The sequence below is a fragment of the Actinoallomurus sp. NPDC050550 genome, assembly GCF_040655075.1.
GTDB lineage: Bacteria > Actinomycetota > Actinomycetes > Streptosporangiales > Streptosporangiaceae > Actinoallomurus.
In genome coordinates this window covers 1-16,776 of record NZ_JBFAJC010000007.1, presented here as the reverse complement: position 1 = coordinate 16,776, position 16,776 = coordinate 1, and the positions used below count along the sequence as shown (strand labels likewise).

The window sequence follows — 16,776 nt, the reverse complement described above, 5'->3', positions numbered from 1 at the left end:
CTCAGGACCGATCCGCGGATGCTACCCAGGTAGGGGGTGGTCCTCGGGTAATAGTGGGGCATGGATCCGATCGAGGCGCTGAAGCGGATCGCGTTCCTGCTCGAGCGGGCGCACGAGGCGACGTACCGGGTGCGGGCGTTCCGGCGGGCCGCCGAGACGGTGGAGCGGACCTCCCCGGACGAGCTGGCCGAGCGGGCGCGGGCCGGCACGCTGGAGGCGCTGCCCGGTGTCGGCAGCGTGACCGCGCTGGTGATCGCCGAGGCGCTGCGCGGCGAGACGCCGACGTACCTGCGCCGCCTGGAGGCGACGGAGGGCACGCCGATCGACGAGGCCGCTGCCGCCCTGCGCGCGGCGCTACGCGGCGATCTGCACACGCATTCGGACTGGTCGGACGGTGGCTCGCCGATCGAGGAGATGGCCGAGGCGGCGATCGAGGTCGGCCACGACTACATCGCGCTGACCGACCACTCGCCGCGCCTCAAGGTCGCGAACGGCCTGTCGCCGGAGCGGCTGCGCGAGCAGCTGAAGGTCGTGGCCGCGGTCAATGAGCGTCTCGCGCCGTTCCGGATCCTCACCGGCATCGAGGTCGACATCCTCGACGACGGGTCGCTCGACCAGGACCCGGCGCTGCTCGCCGAACTCGACGTCGTCGTGGCCAGCGTCCATTCCAAGCTGCGCATGCCGGGACGGGACATGACCCGCCGCATGCTCGCCGCCGTGGCCGACCCCCGCGTGAACGTACTCGGCCACTGCACCGGGCGGATCGTCCAGGGCGGCGGGCGGCGCGGGAACAAGCGGCCGGAGTCGGAGTTCGACGCCGAGCGCGTGTTCGCCGCGTGCGCCGCCCACGACGTCGCCGTGGAGATCAACAGTCGGCCGGAGCGCCTCGATCCGCCGAAGCGGCTGCTACGGCTCGCCGTCGAGCTGGGCTGCCGGTTCGCGATCGACTCCGACGCGCACGCCCCCGGTCAGCTCGACTGGCAGCCGTACGGCTGCGAGCGGGCCGCCCGCTGCGGAGTCGACCCGGACCGGATCGTCAACACGATGACGGCGGACGACCTGCTCGCCTGGGTCAGCAGGTGACGTCCTTGCTCGTGAACCTCGCCCAGGCCACCGAACCGAACACCACCGTGTAGGCCAGGAACGTCAGCAGCCCGCGGGTCAGGTGGTCGGTCACGATCGGTGCCCGCAGGAGGTCGTCGTAGCTGTACCACCAGTGCGTGAACAGGTACGGGTGCACCGAGCCCAGCTGCGGCACCGCGTCGACCACCTGGCTGACCACCGGCAGGACGGCGGTCGTGGTGATCGCGGCGATCGGGCTGTCGGTGACCGTGGAGACCGCCAGGCCGATCGAGGCGAGGGTGGCGACACCCGCGGCGATGTACAGCGCGACGAGGAGAAGCCGGACCATCCCCGCGCTCAGGGACACCGTCGATCCCGACAGCAGCGTCACCGGGCCGACGGGGAACAGCAGCAGCCCCGTGGCCAGCGCCGTCGCGGTGAGCGTCGCCACGGCGGCCAGGCAGAACGTCACCGTCGTCGCGTACTTGACCAGCAGCAGCCGGGTGCGGCCCGCCGGCACGGCCAGCAGGTAGCGCAGCGTACCGATCCCGGCCTCACCGGCGACCGAGTCCCCGGCCACCACCGAGATCGTCAACGGCAGGATCAGCGGCAGCACGAAGAACAGCGCCCCGACCGTCAGGAAGACGCCGTTGCCCGCCACCTGGGTGATCAGGCGCGGGCCGGCATCGTCGCCGCGCGGCGTGCTCAGCTTCAGCGCGATTCCGACCACGATCGGAATCGCGCCGAGCAGGAGCAGCAGCGACTGGTTGCGCCGCCGCCGGAAGACCAGCCCGAGCTCCGAGCCGAACAGCCGCAGCCCGAGCGCGGACCGAACGGGCGTCGCGGTGGCTCCCGGGCGGTCGGCCTCGGCGGGATGGGCGCCGGTCGCGGTGGCCGCCGCGCGGGCCTTGGCCGAAAGGGCGTTTCCCGGGTCGGTGGCTTCGCCCGGATGGGTGCCGGTCGTGGTGGTCGCCGGGCGGGTGGCCCCTGCCGGTTGGGCGCCTGCCGGGTCGGTGGTCTCGGCGGTATGAGTGCCCGTCGCGGTGGCCGCCGCGCGGGCCCTGGCCGAAAGGGCGTTTCCCGGGTCGGTGGCTTCGCCCGGATGGGTGCCCGTCGCGGTGGTCGCCGGGCGGGTGGTCTCGGTCGGATGGGTGCCCTCCGCGTGGGTGGCCCCGGCCGGAGGAGCGTCCGCCGCGGTGGTCGCCCGGCCGGTGGTCTCGGCCGTCGGCGCGTCCGTCTCCCGGGCGATCGCGGCCCGGTCCGTTCCCTGCGAGATGTCAGCCGTCGACATCGAAGCCCTCCCCGGTGAGCTCGACGAACATGTCCTCCAGGCTCGGCCGTACCACCGCCAGCCCGCGTACGGCGACGCCCGCGCCGACCAGTTCGGCGCACACTCGTTCGGACGGCAGCGCGCCGAGTTCGGCACTGACCTCGCCTTCCGAGCCGCGCACGTCGGCGAGGCCAAGGCCGGTCAGCACCCGGCTCGCCGTACCGGAGTCCGGGGTCTCCACCCGGATCCGGGCACTGGTGCCCGCCCGCAACTCGTCGAGCGCGCCCTGCGTGACCAGCCGTCCGGTGCGCATCACCGCGACGTGCGTGCAGACCTGCTCGATCTCGGCGAGCAGGTGAGACGAGACGAACACGGTGGTGCCGTCGGCGGCGATCTCCCGGATGAGCGTGCGGACCTCGCGGGTGCCCTGCGGGTCGAGCCCGTTCGTCGGCTCGTCCAGGATCAGTAGCTCCCGGTGCCGCAGGAGCGCCGCCGCGATCCCCAGCCGCTGCTTCATGCCGAGGGAGTAGTTCTTGTAGCGCTTGCCCGCGGCCGCGGTCAGCCCGACGCGTTCGAGGGCGTCGCCGATGCGGCGGCGCGACGTGCGAGGGTCGGCCGTACGGTCGGCGGCGTCACAGCGGCGCAGGTTCGCCTCGCCCGACAGGTGCGGGTGGAAGGCCGGCCCCTCGATCAGCGAACCGACCTGCGGTAGCGCGGTCGCCCAGCCGTCCGGCATGGGCACGCCGAGCAGCGCGTGGCTGCCGGTCGTCGGCGAGATCAGTCCGAGCAGCATCCGGATCGTCGTGGTCTTCCCGGAGCCGTTCGGGCCCAGGAAGCCGAAGACCGATCCCCGGGGGACCGTCAGGTCCAGGTCCGCAACGGCGACCTGACCGCCGCGGAACCTCTTGGTCAGCCCCCGGGTGGCGATCGCGTCGTCCTCGGCGGGCGGCGGGGGCGCCGACACCGGCGCCCCCGCTTCGATGGCCGCGGTCACCCGCGCGCCCCGGCTTCCGTTGTGGCGATCACTCGTGCGCCCCCGCTTTCAGTGGCCGTGGTCACTTGTGCGCCGCCGCCTGCTCGAGCACGTCGGGGGTGACGGCGCCGACGTACACCCGGCCGTCGTCGGTGAGCAGCACCGAGACCAGCTTCGTGCGCAGCAGCTTCCCGCTTCCCCAGGAGCCGCTCACGGGCGTCGCGGCCTTCTGCAGCGCGGACATCATGCCGCTCTTGTCCTTCTGCTGCGCGTTCTGCTGGGCGTTCTGCGGCAGCGTGAGCCGCTTCACGGCGGTCCACCCGGTGCCGATCGTCGACGTGTCGGCCGCACGGCGGCCGGCCTCGACCTTCTTCGCTCGGGCCTTCGCGTCGGAGCCCGCCGTGGAGGCGGTCTTGCGCACGACCTTCGCCCCGGCGGGAGGCGTGAACGCGAAGTTCGCGGCGGCGGGCCTGCTGAAGGTCACGGACGTGAAGCCGACCTGGAACGCCGGGCTGTTCGCGCCCCGCGCGAACACCTGCACCCGCAGCGGGACGTAGGTCTTGCCGTCCAGCGCCAGCCGGACCCGGCCGATCAGCGACCGGTTGTCCTTCGGGGCGAGGACCAGCTCGTAGGCGTCACGGCCGGCGACGTGCGCGGTCGGGTCGACCCGTACGTCCGTGGTCTTGCCGACCGTCGCCAGCGCTTGGTCGGCGGCCTGCTGCGGCGTCATCGGCGTCTTGGACGGCGTGGCGGCCTCGGACTGCTTCGCCTGCTCGGTGACCCGCCGGTACGTGGCGGTGTTCTGGTCGCTGGACCACTCCCAGGTGTCCTGCCCGTTGCGGATGAAGTCGGTCTCGCTGCCCGTGCCCAGCAGCGCCAGCCGTACGTGCGTCTCGTCGCCGTACCAGACCCGTGCCGTGTTCGACCCGGACAGCAGGCTCATCGGCGACGTGCTCGAGCCGCCGCCTGGCAGTGCCGGGAGTCCCAGGGACGCGTTCTCGACGACCGTGCCGGACAGCGGCTGGACCTTCCCGTTCTTGTGCGCCTGCTGGACGGCGGTGATGAGCTGCGCCGCGGTCTTCGGCGGCAGCGACGGGCTGCCCTGCGCCGCGGCGATGACCGGTCCGGCCCCGGCCGCCGCGCCGACGACGGCGATCACGCCGACCGGCACCGCCCACCGGATGGCGCGCGAACTCTTGAACGTCGATGCCATGCTGACCCCCTGCTTCGTGTTCCAGTAACCGCAACAATGCCGGGCTGATCCTGTGGAGACGCTGAGAGTTCCGTACGCCTCGGGAGGGATATCCGGTTCATCCGCGCGTACGACGCACCGGGGGCCGAACCCCGTCATCCTGGGCGCAGACTGTACGGAGGGAGGGCGCTCGTGCGGGTTCTCGTGGTCGAGGACGAACGGCGGATGGCCGATGCGCTGCGGCGTGGTCTGCAGGCGGAGGGGTTCGCCGTCGACCTGGCGTACGACGGCGTCGACGGTCTCCACCTGGCGCGGGAGGGCGGCTACGACGCGGTCGTGCTCGACATCATGCTGCCCGGGCTGTCCGGCTACCGCGTGTGCGAGCGGCTCCGGCAGGAGCAGAACTGGGTGCCGATCCTCATCCTGTCGGCCAAGGACGGAGAGTACGACCAGGCCGACGGCCTGGACCTCGGCGCGGACGACTACCTCACCAAGCCGTTCTCCTACGTCGTGCTCGCCGCGCGGCTGCGGGCGCTGCTGCGCCGCGGCCCCACCCGGCGGCCGTCGGTCCTCACCGCCGGGGACCTTCGTCTCGACCCGGCACGGCGCCAGGTCTTCCGCGGCGACACCGAGATCGAGCTGACGCCCCGGGAGTTCGCGCTGCTGGAGTACCTCATCCGGCGCCCCGACGAGGCGATTTCCAAAGGCGAGCTCCTCGAACACGTGTGGGAGGACTACGACGGCACCGACCTGAACACCGTCGAGGTCTACGTGGGCTACCTCCGCCGCAAGATCGACGCGCCGTTCGTACGATCCGCTCTGCGGACCGTACGCGGAGCGGGCTACCTGCTGGCCGGCGACGGTGGCTGACCTCACGGGGCCGGACCTCCCAACCGGATCGGAGCAGACGCCCGGCCGCGCTCGTCCACGGCCGCCGAGCAACTCGACGGCGGACGAACCGGCGACGTCGGGTGAACCTGCGTCGGGCGGGTCGGCGACCGGCCGCGCTCGGCGGGACGCGGCGGGCGGCTCGGTGACCTGGGGTCGCCGGCGGCGGGGGCCGGGGGGCGGATCGGCGGCGTTGGGCGGGCTGCGGGGATGGTGGGGTAGGCGCGGGATCCGGGCGCGGCTGGCGCTGACGTCCGCCGTCGTCCTGGCGCTCACGCTGGTCGGGCTGGCGCGCCTCTTCGCCTTCGCGGTGGGCCACTCCATGATCGCCACGCTGGACGACTCCGCCCGGCGCAGTGCCTCGGACGTCGTCACCCTCATCGACGCGAACCGGCTGCCCGATCCGATCCTGACGACCGGCGGGACGATGACGATCCAGGTCGTCGACGCCACTGGCCGGATCCGCGCGGCCTCGCCGGGCGCCGACCGTCTCGTGCCGCTCCTCGACGCCCGCAGCATGGCGGCGGCGCGTCGCGACGGACGTGCGCGGTTCCTCGACGGGCGCGGGTACGGGATGCCCGATCTACTGCGCGTCGTGGCCCTTCCGGCCCGCGACGGTCAGACGGTGGTCGCCGCGACGTCGTTCGAACAGGTCCATCACGGCCTGGAGATCGTCGCCCGTACGCTGGTCGTCGGCGTGCCGATCCTGCTGGTGCTCCTCGGCGCTGCCGGGTGGCTGGTGATCGGCGGAGCGCTGCGTCCGATCACCGAGTTGCGGCGTGGCGCGGAGGAGATCAGCGGCACGGCCCGCTCCCGCCGGCTTCCCGTGCCCGAGGCGCGGGACGAGGTGCACGACCTCGCGGTCACCCTCAACGACATGCTGCACCGGCTCGAACAGGCCGAGGCCCGCCAGCGGGCGCTGGTCTCCGACACCGCGCACGAGCTGCGCAGCCCGCTCGCCAGCATCCGGGCCCAGTTGGAGGTCGCGCTGGACCACCCGGACAGCCAGCCCTGGCCGGAGACGGCGGCGGGCGCGCTCGCCGACACGCTGCGGCTCTCCCGGCTCGCCGACGACCTGCTGGTCCTCGCCCGGCTCGACGAGCACGGGGCCCGTACGGTGGCGCGCGAGCCGGTCGACCTGTCGGCGCTGGCCCGGGCGGCGGGGGAGCGCCACCCGGCGGGCCGGGTCCCCGTCACCGTGGACGCCGCTGAGCCCGTGATCGTGCAGGGTGACGGCAAGGGCCTCACGCGCCTGCTCGACAACCTCGTCGACAACGCCCTGCGGCACGCGGCCACCGGCGTACGGGTCGGCGTGTCGCGGGCCGGCGAGTGGGCGGAGTTGTCGGTGTGCGACGACGGCCCCGGAATCCGGCCGGCCGACAGAGAGCGCGTCTTCGCCCGGTTCACGCGCTTGGACGAGGGACGAAGCCGTGACGAGGGTGGCGCCGGCCTCGGCCTGGCCATCGTCCGCGAGACCGCCCGTGCCCACGGCGGCGACGCCCACCTGGAGGACGCGTCCCCCGGCCTTCGCGCCGTCGTACGCCTTCCGCCGGCGGAGTCGCCGCCCGACGAAATAGGCCAGCAACATGTTTGAAATGTCGCTATGGCAGCCTATTTGTCCAGGAGGTGAGCGGTATGCCGCTTTTGCGGGTACGACTCAGGCTGCCCGACCGGCCGGGATCGCTCGGGACCGTCGCCCGGACCCTGGGCGCCGCGGGCGCCGACATCGTGCAGGTCGTTGTGCTGGAACGTTCCGCGGGCCGGGCGGTCGACGACATCACCGTCTCGTGGCCGCAGAGCGCGTCGCTGGACGTCCTGTGGGACGCCCTGGCCTCCGTGCGCGGCCTCGAGGTCGACGGGGTCTGGCAGACCAATGAGGCGCCCGGCGTCTTCGCCGATGTCGAGGTGGTCGGCCAGATGGCCGCCAACCCGCCGAACGGGGTGATCGCCCTGGTCGAGGCCGTACCGAAGATCTTCGGGGGCGACTGGGCCGCGATGCTGGGCCGGGACGGGCTGGTCGTGCACGCGAGCTGGCAGGCACCCGACCCGCTCACGCTGCCGGTCGTCCCCGCGTCCGGCGCTCGGGCGTTCACGGGCGAGGACGGAGTCCGCTACGCGTTCATCCCGGTCGGCCGTTCCGGGCAGGCGCTGCTGCTCGCCCGCGTGGCCGCGCCGCCGTTCCACCAGACCGAGATCGAACGGCTCATCCAGCTGGCCACCGCGGCCGAGGCCGTCCTCGGCGTGGGAACGGCGGTGTGACGAAACGCCGGTTACGCGACGAACCAGGCTCCATGACACCCTGAGCACGTGGCTGAGGAACAGCAAGAGAGTCGGCTGACCGTCGTCCTCGCGCTCGCCGCCAATCTCGGCATCGCGCTGGCCAAGACGGTCGCCGCGGTGATCACCGGGTCGGCGTCGATGGCGTCCGAGGCCGGGCACTCCTTCGCCGACACCACCAACGAGGTGCTGCTGCTCACCGCGCTGCGCCGCAGCGCCCGGCCGGCCGACCGGCGGCACCCGTTCGGGCACGGTACCGAGCGCTACATCTGGTCGCTGCTCGTCGCCGTGTGCATCTTCGGCATGGGCGCGCTGTTCGCCTTCGTGCAGGGCGCGCAGGCGCTGATGGGCGAGGAGACCGGTGAGAGGGACGCCTTCGTCGGCTACCTCGTCCTCGCCGTGTCCGCGGTGCTCGAGAGCATCTCCTGGCGGCAGGCGTTCCGGCAGACCCGGGAGGGCGCCCGCGAGAACGGGCAGTCGCTCGTGGCGTTCCTGCGCACCACCGACGACCCGACCACCAAGTCGGTGCTGTTCGAGGACTCGGCGGCCCTGATCGGCCTCGTCCTCGCCGCCGCCGGCCTCGGCCTGCACCAGCTCACCGGCTCCGCCGTCTGGGACGGCGTGGCCTCCCTGCTCATCGGTGTCGTGCTGACGCTGGCCGCCTTCCTCCTCGGCCGGACCAACCTCGACCTGCTCATCGGCCGGCAGGCCAAGCCGGCGATCCTGCGCGGCGTACGGCGCATCCTCTTGGCCGCGCCCGAGATCGAGGCGCTGGTCGACCTGATGACCATGACCGTCGGCACGGGTCAGGTGCTCGTCTGCGCCCGGCTGGACTTCCGCGACGACCTTGGCGCCGCCGACGTCGAGCGCGCGTGCGTACGCCTCAATGACGAGCTCCGCACCGCCCACCCGGACGTCTTCGAGGTCTTCCTGGAGCCCGTGCCGCGCGACGACGCCGGCCTTCGCGAGCACGTCATCGCGCGGTACGGCCGCCCGCCGTCCTACTGGACGGCGGGCGATCAACCCGTTCAGCCGAGTTGAACACCGAAGAACAGGGCGACGAGGGCACCGAGTGCGCCCAGCCCGCCCCAGATCGCCAGCCCGCGCTTGGACGTGGATCGCATGTGCAGGAACGCCGCCACCCCGGACAGCACCACGAAGACCATCTTGATGTTGAGCGTCATCCGGTAGGCGTCGCTCGGGTGGTGGAGCGCGACGATGTTCCATACGCCGGTGAGGACGAGGACCGCGAACGCCGGCCAGGCGACCATGTTGAAACGGCGCGCCGCGACCTTGGTCACACCCTCGTACCCGCGCAGGGCCGGTACCAGCGCGCCCAGAGTCAGCTGGCCGCCGACCCAGACCGTGGCCGCAAGAACATGCAGGAAGACCCGGATCGTGTCCGTCGAAACCGCGAGCAACGTCCTTCACCTCATCTCTCGGGGACGCTCCGATCATTCCGGTAGGTTCGGCGCCGCCGCCACCGGGTCCCGCCTTCCGACCGGGTGATCACCGAGCGCGCGGGCCTGACCTCTCCCCGAAGACGGTCGTACGGCGACGTACCAGGACAATCGGGGTCATGGATTACGACGCCCTCCTGCACGAGGTTGCCGCGCAGGCACGACCGCTGGTCGGCCAAGGACAGGTCAGCCGGTACATCCCGGCGCTCGCCACGGTGCAAGAGGAGCGGTTCGGGATCGCCGTCGCCGACATCGACGGCGCGATCCACGGCGTCGGGGACTGGGAGACCCCGTTCTCCATCCAGTCCATCTCGAAGACGTTCAGTCTCGCGCTCACCCTCGCCCGCGACGGCGAACACCTCTGGTGGCGCGTCGGCCGGGAGCCGTCCGGGAACCCGTTCAACTCCCTGGTCCAGCTCGAAAACGAGAACGGCGTGCCCCGCAACCCCTTCATCAACGCCGGTGCCCTCGTCGTCACGGACCGGCTGCAGACCCTGACCGGCGACGCCGGCGCGGCAGTCCTGGAGTTCCTCCGGGCCGAGGCCGGGAACCCGGCGATCGCCCCCGACCCGGATGTCGCCGACTCCGAGGCGGCCCACGGCGATCGGAACGCCGCCCTGGCGCACTTCATGGCGAGCTACGGGAACCTCGAGAACCCCGTCCCGGTCGTCCTCGAACACTACTTCCGCCAGTGCGCCATCACGATGAGCTGCCGCGACCTCGCGCTTGCCGGCGCCTTCCTGGCCCGGCGCGGAGTGCGCAACGACGGTTCGCGGCTGCTGAGCGGCAGCGAGGCGAAGCGGGTCAACGCGGTCATGCTCACGTGCGGCACGTACGACGCGGCCGGCGACTTCGCCTACCGCGTCGGCCTGCCGGGCAAGAGCGGAGTGGGCGGCGGCATCCTCGCGATCGTCCCCGGCCGCTGCGCCGTGTGCGTGTGGAGCCCCGGACTCGACGCGCACGGCAACTCGGTGGCCGGTGTCGCGGCCCTCGACCGTTTCACGACCCTGACCGGCTGGTCGGTGTTCTGACGGTACTCGAGGTCGAAGGTGGAACTTTGGGGCTACCGTGACCCAACCGGCGCGTCAGCTTGAAATGCCGGACTCGTGATCTACGGTCGGTTCGTGACCCGTACGGACCGCTTGTTCGCCCTCGTCGACGAGCTTCGTGCGGGCGCACCCCGGCCGTACACCGTCCGCGAACTCGCCCGGCGTTTCGACGTCGACGCCCCGACCATCGAGCGGGACATCGAGGAGCTGCGCGAGGCCGGTGTTCCGATCAAGGCCGACCCGGCCGGGGGCGGCTATTTCTTCGACACGATCGGGACGCTGCCGCCGGTCGTGCTCTCCCCGGCCGAGGCCGTCGCGCTCGCGACGGCCGTGGGCGCCGACGGTGCGTCCCCCTTCGCCCACTCGGGCCGTACGGCCCTGCTGAAGATCGTGGCCGCCATGTCGGCGGCGGACGGCGCGGAGGACCGCCGGCTCGCCGCGAGCATCCGTGGCCTGGTGCCCGCGGATGGCACCCGGGCGGTGCCCGTCGCGGCCATCGTCGAGGAGGCGGTGGCCACGCGCCAGGTCGTGCGGCTGGTCTACGCGGGCCGCGACGACACGGAGACGCGCCGCGAGGTGGAGCCGGTCGCGTTCGTCGCCGGCGCGCGCGACTGGCATCTGATCGGCTGGTGCCGGCTTCGCGACGCTCCGCGGATCTTCCGGATCGACCGCATCAGGGAGGCCGTGCTGCTGGACGAGATCGCGCCGCCCCGCGACTACTCCCAGGCCGACCCCAGGATCGCCGACCTCATGGCAGGCGCCCTCCGGCTCGACTGACCGGCGCGCGCCCGAAGGCATGCGATACGGCCGGGCAATGACCTGCTCGGACGAAGGGCAGGCGTCTTTCGGACATTTCGGTCATCAGTGGTGATCGCAGCTTCTCGCCGGGCCACGTCCGCGGATCAGCGGGAGGTAGACCTCGTCGACGATCTCGACGAGGACGCCGTCGGGGACGCTGCCGAGTCCCTGGGTGACGTACTCGTTGCGCAGGAGTGTGAGGGCCACCGTGGCGACCCGCGGGTGAAGGGCCTCCGGGGGCGCCTCGCCGCGCGCCACGGCGCGCCCGAGAATCGTGAGCCACGCGGCCGAGCCGCCGTCCGCGGCCTGCTCCTGCAGCTCCGCCAGCAGTTCCGGCTCGTCGCCGACGCTCGACAGCAGGCTGCGGAGGATCTCGCCCTCGGGCGAGGACAGGTCGCAGTTGATGCGGCGGAGCAGCGTCAGCGCGTCTTCGCGCAGTTCGCCGGTGTCGGGAGGCTGTGTCCGGGCCGTGACCAGCCGGCGGTACGCGGCGACGCCGAGCGCGGCGCGGTTCGGCCAGCGGCGGTAGATGGCGTTCTTGTTCGTCCCCGCCCGCTTGGCGACCCGGTCCATGGTCAGTCCGGGATAGCCGGACTCGAGCAGTTCGTCGGCCGCCGCGCTCAGGATCGCCTCCTCCAGGACCGCCCCGCGCCGCCTCGAGCCGCCAGATGTCGCGGTGGGATCGCCGACCATGCCTCCCTCTCCGTTCGGGTACCACCCGTACCTTAGTGCCCGCGTCCATCCTTCGCTAAGTTGAGCCATACGGTACGGTTGGTACCCTAAATGCCGTCGACGCCGACGGCTCTGAGCACGGAAGGACGCACCAATGCGGCGCTACGGCATCGGGTACGACACCGGTTTCATCAACCTGGGGATGAGCACTCGCGAATCCTTCGACCCCGAGGTGGTGTGGCGTGAGATGAGCGTCATCCGCTACGACCTGCACTGCGACACCGTCCGCGTCACGGGCGGCGACCCGGAGCGGCTCGAGATCGCCGCCACCCACGCCGCCGACCTCGGGCTGGAGGTCTGGTTCTCGCCGTTCACCTGCGACCTGACCACCGGCGAGCTGCTCGACTTCCTCGCCGACTGCGCCGAACGCGCCGAGCGGCTCCGCAAGCGCGGCGCCGAGGTCGTGTTCGTCACCGGCGCGGAGCTGAGCCTCTTCACCAAGGGCTTCCTGCCCGGCGACGTCTGCACCGACCGGATCGAGACCCTGCTGACCGCACCGGACCCGCAGCGACGGGAGCTGCTCGCGGCGCTCCCCGAGCGCATCAACGACTTCCTCGGCAGGGCGGTGGACGTCGTCCGCCGACGGTTCGGCGGCAAGGTCACCTACGCCTCCATCCCGTTCGAGCGCGTCGACTGGACGCCGTTCGACCTTGTGTCGGTCGACCTCTATCGCACGATCGAAATCGCCGGCCGGTTCCGCGAGGGCGTCCGCGCGCTCGTCGCGGAGGGAAAGCCGGTCGCGATCACCGAGTTCGGCTGCACCGCCTACCGGGGCGCGGCGGACAAGGGCGCGCACGGCGGGGACATCGTCGAATGGGACGGCACCACCCCGGTCCGCCTCGACGGCGACTACGTCCGCGACGAGTCCGAACAGGCCGCCTGCCTGCGCGAGCTACTCGAGATCTTCGAAGCCGAAGGCGTGGACACCGCGTTGGTGTGCACGTTCGCGTCGTACCACCTGCCGCACCGGAGCGGCCCTCGACAGGACCTGGACCTGGCCTCGTACGGAGTCGTGAAGGTCTTCGACGACCGTCTGGGCCGGACGTATCCCGACCTGCCGTGGGAGCCCAAGCTCGCGTTCACCGCCCTCGCCGAGCACTACGCCGCCAGGACGGCCGGCCACGTACCGTACGCTCGGTGAAGATGCGGAGCCGCCCGAGGGGTGGGACGTGGATCAACTGTTCGCCGACGGATCCGGCTCCGTGGATGACGCGTACGGTGCCGCCGTCCCGCCGCCCGGAGAGATCTTCCACGTTTCCCAGCGTCGCCCGTCCGGGTCGAGACGCGCGAAGAGCAGCGCGATGTTGTCCGTCTCGATCAGGCGGGTCCTCGCCGCCTCCTGCCAATCCGGCCAGTAATAGTGCCGCGTCAACCAACATTGGTCGTGTATCGACCGTGTTGGTTGATCCTCGCCTGGGGCGAGCGACTCCCCACCGGGTGGTGGGGCGGGCCGCGGCCGGCCAATGGACCCGTTGACGGTGCCGTGATGGGGGCGTCGTCTGGGGTCACGCCGGGCTGGTCCGGTACCGGGGAGGTGCCGTCCGGCTCGACGGTGCATTATCACCACCGGGAACTTGTTGGTGGTGATGGTGCCGCCCGGTCCACGCCGGGCGATGTTGGCGCCGCCGACCAGGTCGCGGTGCCCAGCAAAACCACAATGCATACACCTGAAGATCCGGCCGGTGGGTTTGGGCACCCGCCGCTCACAGGCCGGGCAGGTCGAAGACGTCCCACGCTCATCTACCAGGACGACCCGGATCCCGGCCTGTTCGGCCTTGTCCTTCAGACAGCGGAGCAAATAGCCGACCCGCCAGTCGCGGAGGCGTTTGTTGTGCCGCCGCCCCGCCTTGAGGTCCAGCACGCCGCGTGGGTCGCCGACCACCAGCGTCCCGACGCGGCGCTGCACGGCCCACTCGACGACGGTCTTGGCCGCCTCATGCTGGGCCTGCTTGACCCGCCGTTTGTGCCGGGCCTCCAGTTTCCGTTGCCGGGCCCGGTACTTGCGCCACCGCCGCGACCCGGCCTGCCCCGGCTTCGGGGCCCGAGCGGCCATCGTACGGCGGCGGTATTTGGTGTCTTTGAGGTGCAGATGGGACTCGGCGCGGATCGCCCGCCCCGACACCACCAGTCCCTCCCCGTCCGGTCCGGCCACCGCGAACGGATGAATCACTCCCGGATCGACCCCCGCCACCCGGTCCGGGTCGGGCTCGGAGCCGGGCGCGTAGGTGGTGATGGGGACTTCGGCGGTCACCTCGACGAACAACCGGCCGCCCTCGTTCAGCAAGGTGACCGACCGGACCTGCTCCACCGGGTAGGGCACCTCCCGGTCCAGTCGCACCCACAACGGAGCGCATCTGCGACTGACCGGAAGTCGTAACCGCTGATCCTCAAGGGTGAAGGTGCCGTGGTAGTACCGCACCGGCATCAAACGGCGTTTGCGGCGCGGGAACCGGGCCGAGGCGTCACCGTTCTTGCGGCGTTTGGCGGTGGCGAACCAGGCGTCGCTGTACCGGCGCAGCACTGACCGTGCACCTTGAGCGTCCAGCTCACCGAACGTGCCCGGACCGGCCGCCGACAACTCCCGGCACAACGCCTGATACGACACCACGGCGGGTAGGCCACGTTGACGCCGCCACCGGTTCATGTCCAGCATGCATGCCCACACGTCCCCGGCCGAGACCAGCAGCCCGAAACACCGCTCCCGCTGGCCGGGCGTGAGGCGCAGGCCGACCCGGGCGGTGCGTAGCACCGCCCGGGTCGCATCCGGATCAACACGTCGAGGCACGAAGCGATTACAGCATGTACCTACGACAAACCAGCGCCGGTCCGCGATACCGCACGCTCCCTCGTCCGGATCAATCCGCTTCGACCTCGTCCGCCATGGACAGAGCGGCGGAGACGAGCAGCGCGTGCAGCGTGAGCGCCTCTCGGGCCCGGGTCGCCATGAGCAGCCCGAGCCCGTCGAGCGCGCGCAGGGTCCACTCGGTGTGCGCCATCATGTTGGGGACGAGCAACGGGCGAGTGAACGAGACGGCCCTGGGTAGCCAGAGGTGCCGTCGGCGCAGCTCCCACTGCCGGCGGGAGATCAGTTCACGACGCCGGATATCGGGCGATGGCCGACGCGGTCGACCTCGCCGGCCTGGGCGGGCGGCCGTAACCGCCCGCGCAAGCCTCAGCCGAGGACGAGGGGGAGTTTCGCGGCGAGTTCGCCGACTTCGGCCTTTTCCACGTCGGTCGGGGCGCGTCGCCCGGTGCCGACCAGCAGCGCGTCCTTGTCGGAGAACGACGTGGGAAAGGCGGTCCCGGCGATCTCTTCCAGCATCGCGCGGGACCGGGCGAGCCCTTCCGCGGGTGGTCCGGCCGCGTCCGGGAGGTGCGCGACCAGGTCGAGATGGTGCAGCGTCCATTCCAGGATGTAGGCGGAGAGGTAGTCGCCCGCGGTGAGGACCTCGTCCTGGGTGCCGACCCGGAGGCCGGGGTCGGCGAGTTCGGCGGCGCGGCCGGCGGCGGAGCCGACGTCGTCGAGGTGGAACTTGAGCAGCCGGGGCTCTTCGTACGCGGCGGCCAGCCGGACGGTCAGCGCGTCGAGCGGGTCATCGCCGGTCGGCGGTGCTTGGCTGACGTGCCAGTAGGTGATCGCGTCGCGGGTCGGTTCCGTCTCGGCGGGGGTCACGAGGGTGATCAGGACGTCCTGGGCGTCGATGATCAGATGGCACACCAGGTCCCGTACGAGCCAGCCGGTGCAGCCGGACGGCTGTGCGAAGTCCTCGTCGGAGAGTTCGGCGACCGCCGTACGCAACGCCGCCCAAGAGCGTGAGAAGAGATCCACACCGGCACGGTAGGGCGGCGCCGGAATGGCGGACAACCACATTTGGACGGTGGGACCGGCCGCACAGGGCGGTGGCGGCCGGTCCCCACGTCGGCGGATCGCCGGGGGAGAGTCAGCGGAGCTTGCGGAAGAACCGGCGGATGTCGCCGATGAGCAGATCGGGGGCGTCGTGGGCGGCCCAGTGGCTGCCCCGCCCGTCAGGCTTCCTTCGCGGGTTCGTGGTGGGCACAGCCGGTCAGCGCGGCCGCGGTCAGGGTGAGGTGCTGGGCCAGTACCTCGGCCGCGGTGTCGGCGTCGCGGGCCAGCGCCGCCTCCTCCAGTCGGCGGTGCTCGCCGGCGCCGTCCCGGTCGGGGCTACGGTGCGCCGACCAGCGGCGGGCCAGTTCGCTCGCGGTCCACATCCGGTCGAAGGTCTCCAGCAGGACGGGGTTGCCGCAACCCTCCAGCAGGGTGCGGTGGAAGACCCGATGGGCTTTGGACCATTCGCCGGTGTAGTACTCGCCCTCCTCCGGCGCGTACGCCGGGGTACGGGCCAGACGGTGGTGGGCGGCTCGCACGCGGGCCTCCCAGTCGACGTCGCCGCGCTCGATGGACATGCGCAGCAGGACCGGTTCGATGGTCCGGCGGGCCTCGGCGATCTCCTGCCAGCGGCGGTCGGAGAAGGTCGGGACGGCGAAGCCGCGGTTGGGCAGCCGGTCGGCGAGGCCCTCGCCGACCACCCGCACGAGCGCCTCGCGTACGACGGCCAGGCTCACGCCCTGTTCCTTGGCGAGGTCCTGCGGTTTGAGGGCGTCGCCGGGGGCGTGGTCCCCGCGCATGATCGCGTCCCGCAGGTGTGCGTAGACCTGCTCGGAGAGCATCTGCTTCCCCGACGATGCCGAGGTGTGGGCCGTCTGCGTCATGCCATCATCATAGACGATTCGACAGATAATCGATTATCGGCGCTATAGTCGATTTGGTGAAAGGCGACGAGGGTGCCTCGACGCGCCGCGTCGGTCCCTTCGTCGGTCGCATCACCGCCATCCCACAGCACGGCCTGAAAGGAACGACGCGATGAGCGCCAACGACCCCTTCGCCCGCCTCCCCGAGGCGGCCTCCTTCACCGTCACCAGCACCACGGTCACCGATGACCAACAGCGACGTGGGGTTGGGGGGGGGGCCGCCGGCGGGGTGGGGGCGGAGACCCGCGGCGGGCGCCCCCAAAGGGGGCGGGGTGCACCGGCGGTAAGAGAGCAAAGCGGTGGTG

Annotated in this window: 17 protein-coding genes; 8 read left to right on the top strand and 9 right to left on the bottom strand. The window is 71.7% G+C overall.

Features of this window, described 5'->3' with window-relative positions; genetic code table 11:
* The first annotated feature begins 60 nt into the window (after positions 1–60).
* The gene (locus AB0I04_RS12025) at positions 61–1,083 is read left to right on the top strand and encodes a PHP domain-containing protein (protein ID WP_360882460.1); all 1,023 of its coding nucleotides are present in this window, start codon (positions 61–63) and stop codon (positions 1,081–1,083) included.
* On the opposite strand, the gene AB0I04_RS12020 is transcribed toward AB0I04_RS12025, so the two are convergent.
* The 3 genes from AB0I04_RS12020 to AB0I04_RS12010 form a co-directional block, all read right to left on the bottom strand.
* Positions 1,073–2,353, bottom strand: coding sequence for an ABC transporter permease (locus AB0I04_RS12020; protein ID WP_360882458.1), 1,281 nt, complete (start codon positions 2,351–2,353; stop codon positions 1,073–1,075). The genes AB0I04_RS12025 and AB0I04_RS12020 overlap by 11 nt on opposite strands.
* Entirely contained in the window at positions 2,340–3,326 is a 987-nt protein-coding gene (locus AB0I04_RS12015) for an ABC transporter ATP-binding protein (protein ID WP_360882456.1), read from the bottom strand. The genes AB0I04_RS12020 and AB0I04_RS12015 overlap by 14 nt, the downstream gene beginning before the upstream one ends.
* A gap of 61 nt (positions 3,327–3,387) precedes the next feature.
* Positions 3,388–4,518 carry a sigma-E factor regulatory protein RseB domain-containing protein gene (locus AB0I04_RS12010; protein WP_360882454.1) on the bottom strand — a complete coding sequence of 377 codons (1,131 nt, stop codon included), beginning with the start codon at positions 4,516–4,518 and terminating at the stop codon, positions 3,388–3,390.
* Positions 4,519–4,689: 171 nt separating this feature from the next.
* On the opposite strand from AB0I04_RS12010, the gene AB0I04_RS12005 reads away from it, so the two are divergent.
* The 4 genes from AB0I04_RS12005 to AB0I04_RS11990 all read left to right on the top strand — a co-directional run bounded on the left by AB0I04_RS12005 (position 4,690) and on the right by AB0I04_RS11990 (position 8,703).
* Positions 4,690–5,367 carry a response regulator transcription factor gene (locus AB0I04_RS12005; RefSeq protein WP_360882452.1) on the top strand — a complete coding sequence of 226 codons (678 nt, stop codon included), beginning with the start codon at positions 4,690–4,692 and terminating at the stop codon, positions 5,365–5,367.
* Between the two features lie 163 nt (positions 5,368–5,530).
* The gene (locus tag AB0I04_RS12000) at positions 5,531–6,979 is read left to right on the top strand and encodes an ATP-binding protein (protein WP_360882450.1); all 1,449 of its coding nucleotides are present in this window, start codon (positions 5,531–5,533) and stop codon (positions 6,977–6,979) included.
* Positions 6,980–7,020: 41 nt separating this feature from the next.
* Positions 7,021–7,644 (top strand): amino acid-binding protein, encoded by a 624-nt coding sequence (locus AB0I04_RS11995; RefSeq protein WP_360882448.1) that lies wholly within the window; start codon positions 7,021–7,023, stop codon positions 7,642–7,644.
* A 48-nt stretch (positions 7,645–7,692) separates the two neighbouring features.
* Positions 7,693–8,703, top strand: a complete 1,011-nt coding sequence (locus AB0I04_RS11990; RefSeq protein ID WP_360882446.1) for a cation diffusion facilitator family transporter — start codon at positions 7,693–7,695, stop codon at positions 8,701–8,703.
* Here AB0I04_RS11990 and AB0I04_RS11985 read toward each other — a convergent pair.
* Complete coding sequence (locus AB0I04_RS11985; RefSeq protein ID WP_360882444.1) at positions 8,691–9,083, bottom strand: hypothetical protein; 393 nt, start codon at positions 9,081–9,083, stop codon at positions 8,691–8,693. The two genes, AB0I04_RS11990 and AB0I04_RS11985, sit on opposite strands and share 13 nt — an antisense overlap.
* A 158-nt stretch (positions 9,084–9,241) precedes the next feature.
* On the opposite strand from AB0I04_RS11985, the gene AB0I04_RS11980 reads away from it, so the two are divergent.
* Together AB0I04_RS11980 and AB0I04_RS11975 are read left to right on the top strand one after the other, a co-directional pair.
* A complete protein-coding gene (locus AB0I04_RS11980; protein WP_360882442.1) occupies positions 9,242–10,153 on the top strand; it encodes a glutaminase in 912 nt (303 codons plus the stop codon).
* Between the two features lie 93 nt (positions 10,154–10,246).
* On the top strand, positions 10,247–10,948 hold the full coding sequence (locus AB0I04_RS11975) for a WYL domain-containing protein (RefSeq protein WP_360882440.1): 702 nt from the start codon (positions 10,247–10,249) through the stop codon (positions 10,946–10,948).
* An 84-nt stretch (positions 10,949–11,032) separates the two neighbouring features.
* Here the strand turns inward: AB0I04_RS11975 and AB0I04_RS11970 are convergent, their stop codons facing one another.
* Positions 11,033–11,662 (bottom strand): TetR/AcrR family transcriptional regulator, encoded by a 630-nt coding sequence (locus AB0I04_RS11970; RefSeq protein ID WP_360882438.1) that lies wholly within the window; start codon positions 11,660–11,662, stop codon positions 11,033–11,035.
* Between the two features lie 133 nt (positions 11,663–11,795).
* Here AB0I04_RS11970 and AB0I04_RS11965 point away from each other — a divergent pair, with 133 nt between their 5' ends.
* Positions 11,796–12,842 carry a hypothetical protein gene (locus AB0I04_RS11965; protein ID WP_360882436.1) on the top strand — a complete coding sequence of 349 codons (1,047 nt, stop codon included), beginning with the start codon at positions 11,796–11,798 and terminating at the stop codon, positions 12,840–12,842.
* A 33-nt stretch (positions 12,843–12,875) separates the two neighbouring features.
* On the opposite strand, the gene AB0I04_RS11960 is transcribed toward AB0I04_RS11965, so the two are convergent.
* The 4 genes from AB0I04_RS11960 to AB0I04_RS11945 form a co-directional block, all read right to left on the bottom strand.
* Positions 12,876–14,486: a transposase gene (locus AB0I04_RS11960; protein ID WP_360882434.1), complete on the bottom strand. Its 1,611-nt coding sequence runs from the start codon at positions 14,484–14,486 to the stop codon at positions 12,876–12,878.
* 70 nt (positions 14,487–14,556) lie between these two features.
* The gene (locus AB0I04_RS11955; RefSeq protein WP_360882432.1) at positions 14,557–14,715 is read right to left on the bottom strand and encodes a hypothetical protein; all 159 of its coding nucleotides are present in this window, start codon (positions 14,713–14,715) and stop codon (positions 14,557–14,559) included.
* Between the two features lie 158 nt (positions 14,716–14,873).
* A complete protein-coding gene (locus tag AB0I04_RS11950; protein WP_360882430.1) occupies positions 14,874–15,530 on the bottom strand; it encodes a maleylpyruvate isomerase N-terminal domain-containing protein in 657 nt (218 codons plus the stop codon).
* A gap of 197 nt (positions 15,531–15,727) precedes the next feature.
* Positions 15,728–16,432 (bottom strand): GntR family transcriptional regulator, encoded by a 705-nt coding sequence (locus AB0I04_RS11945; RefSeq protein ID WP_360882428.1) that lies wholly within the window; start codon positions 16,430–16,432, stop codon positions 15,728–15,730.
* Positions 16,433–16,776: the final 344 nt, after the last annotated feature.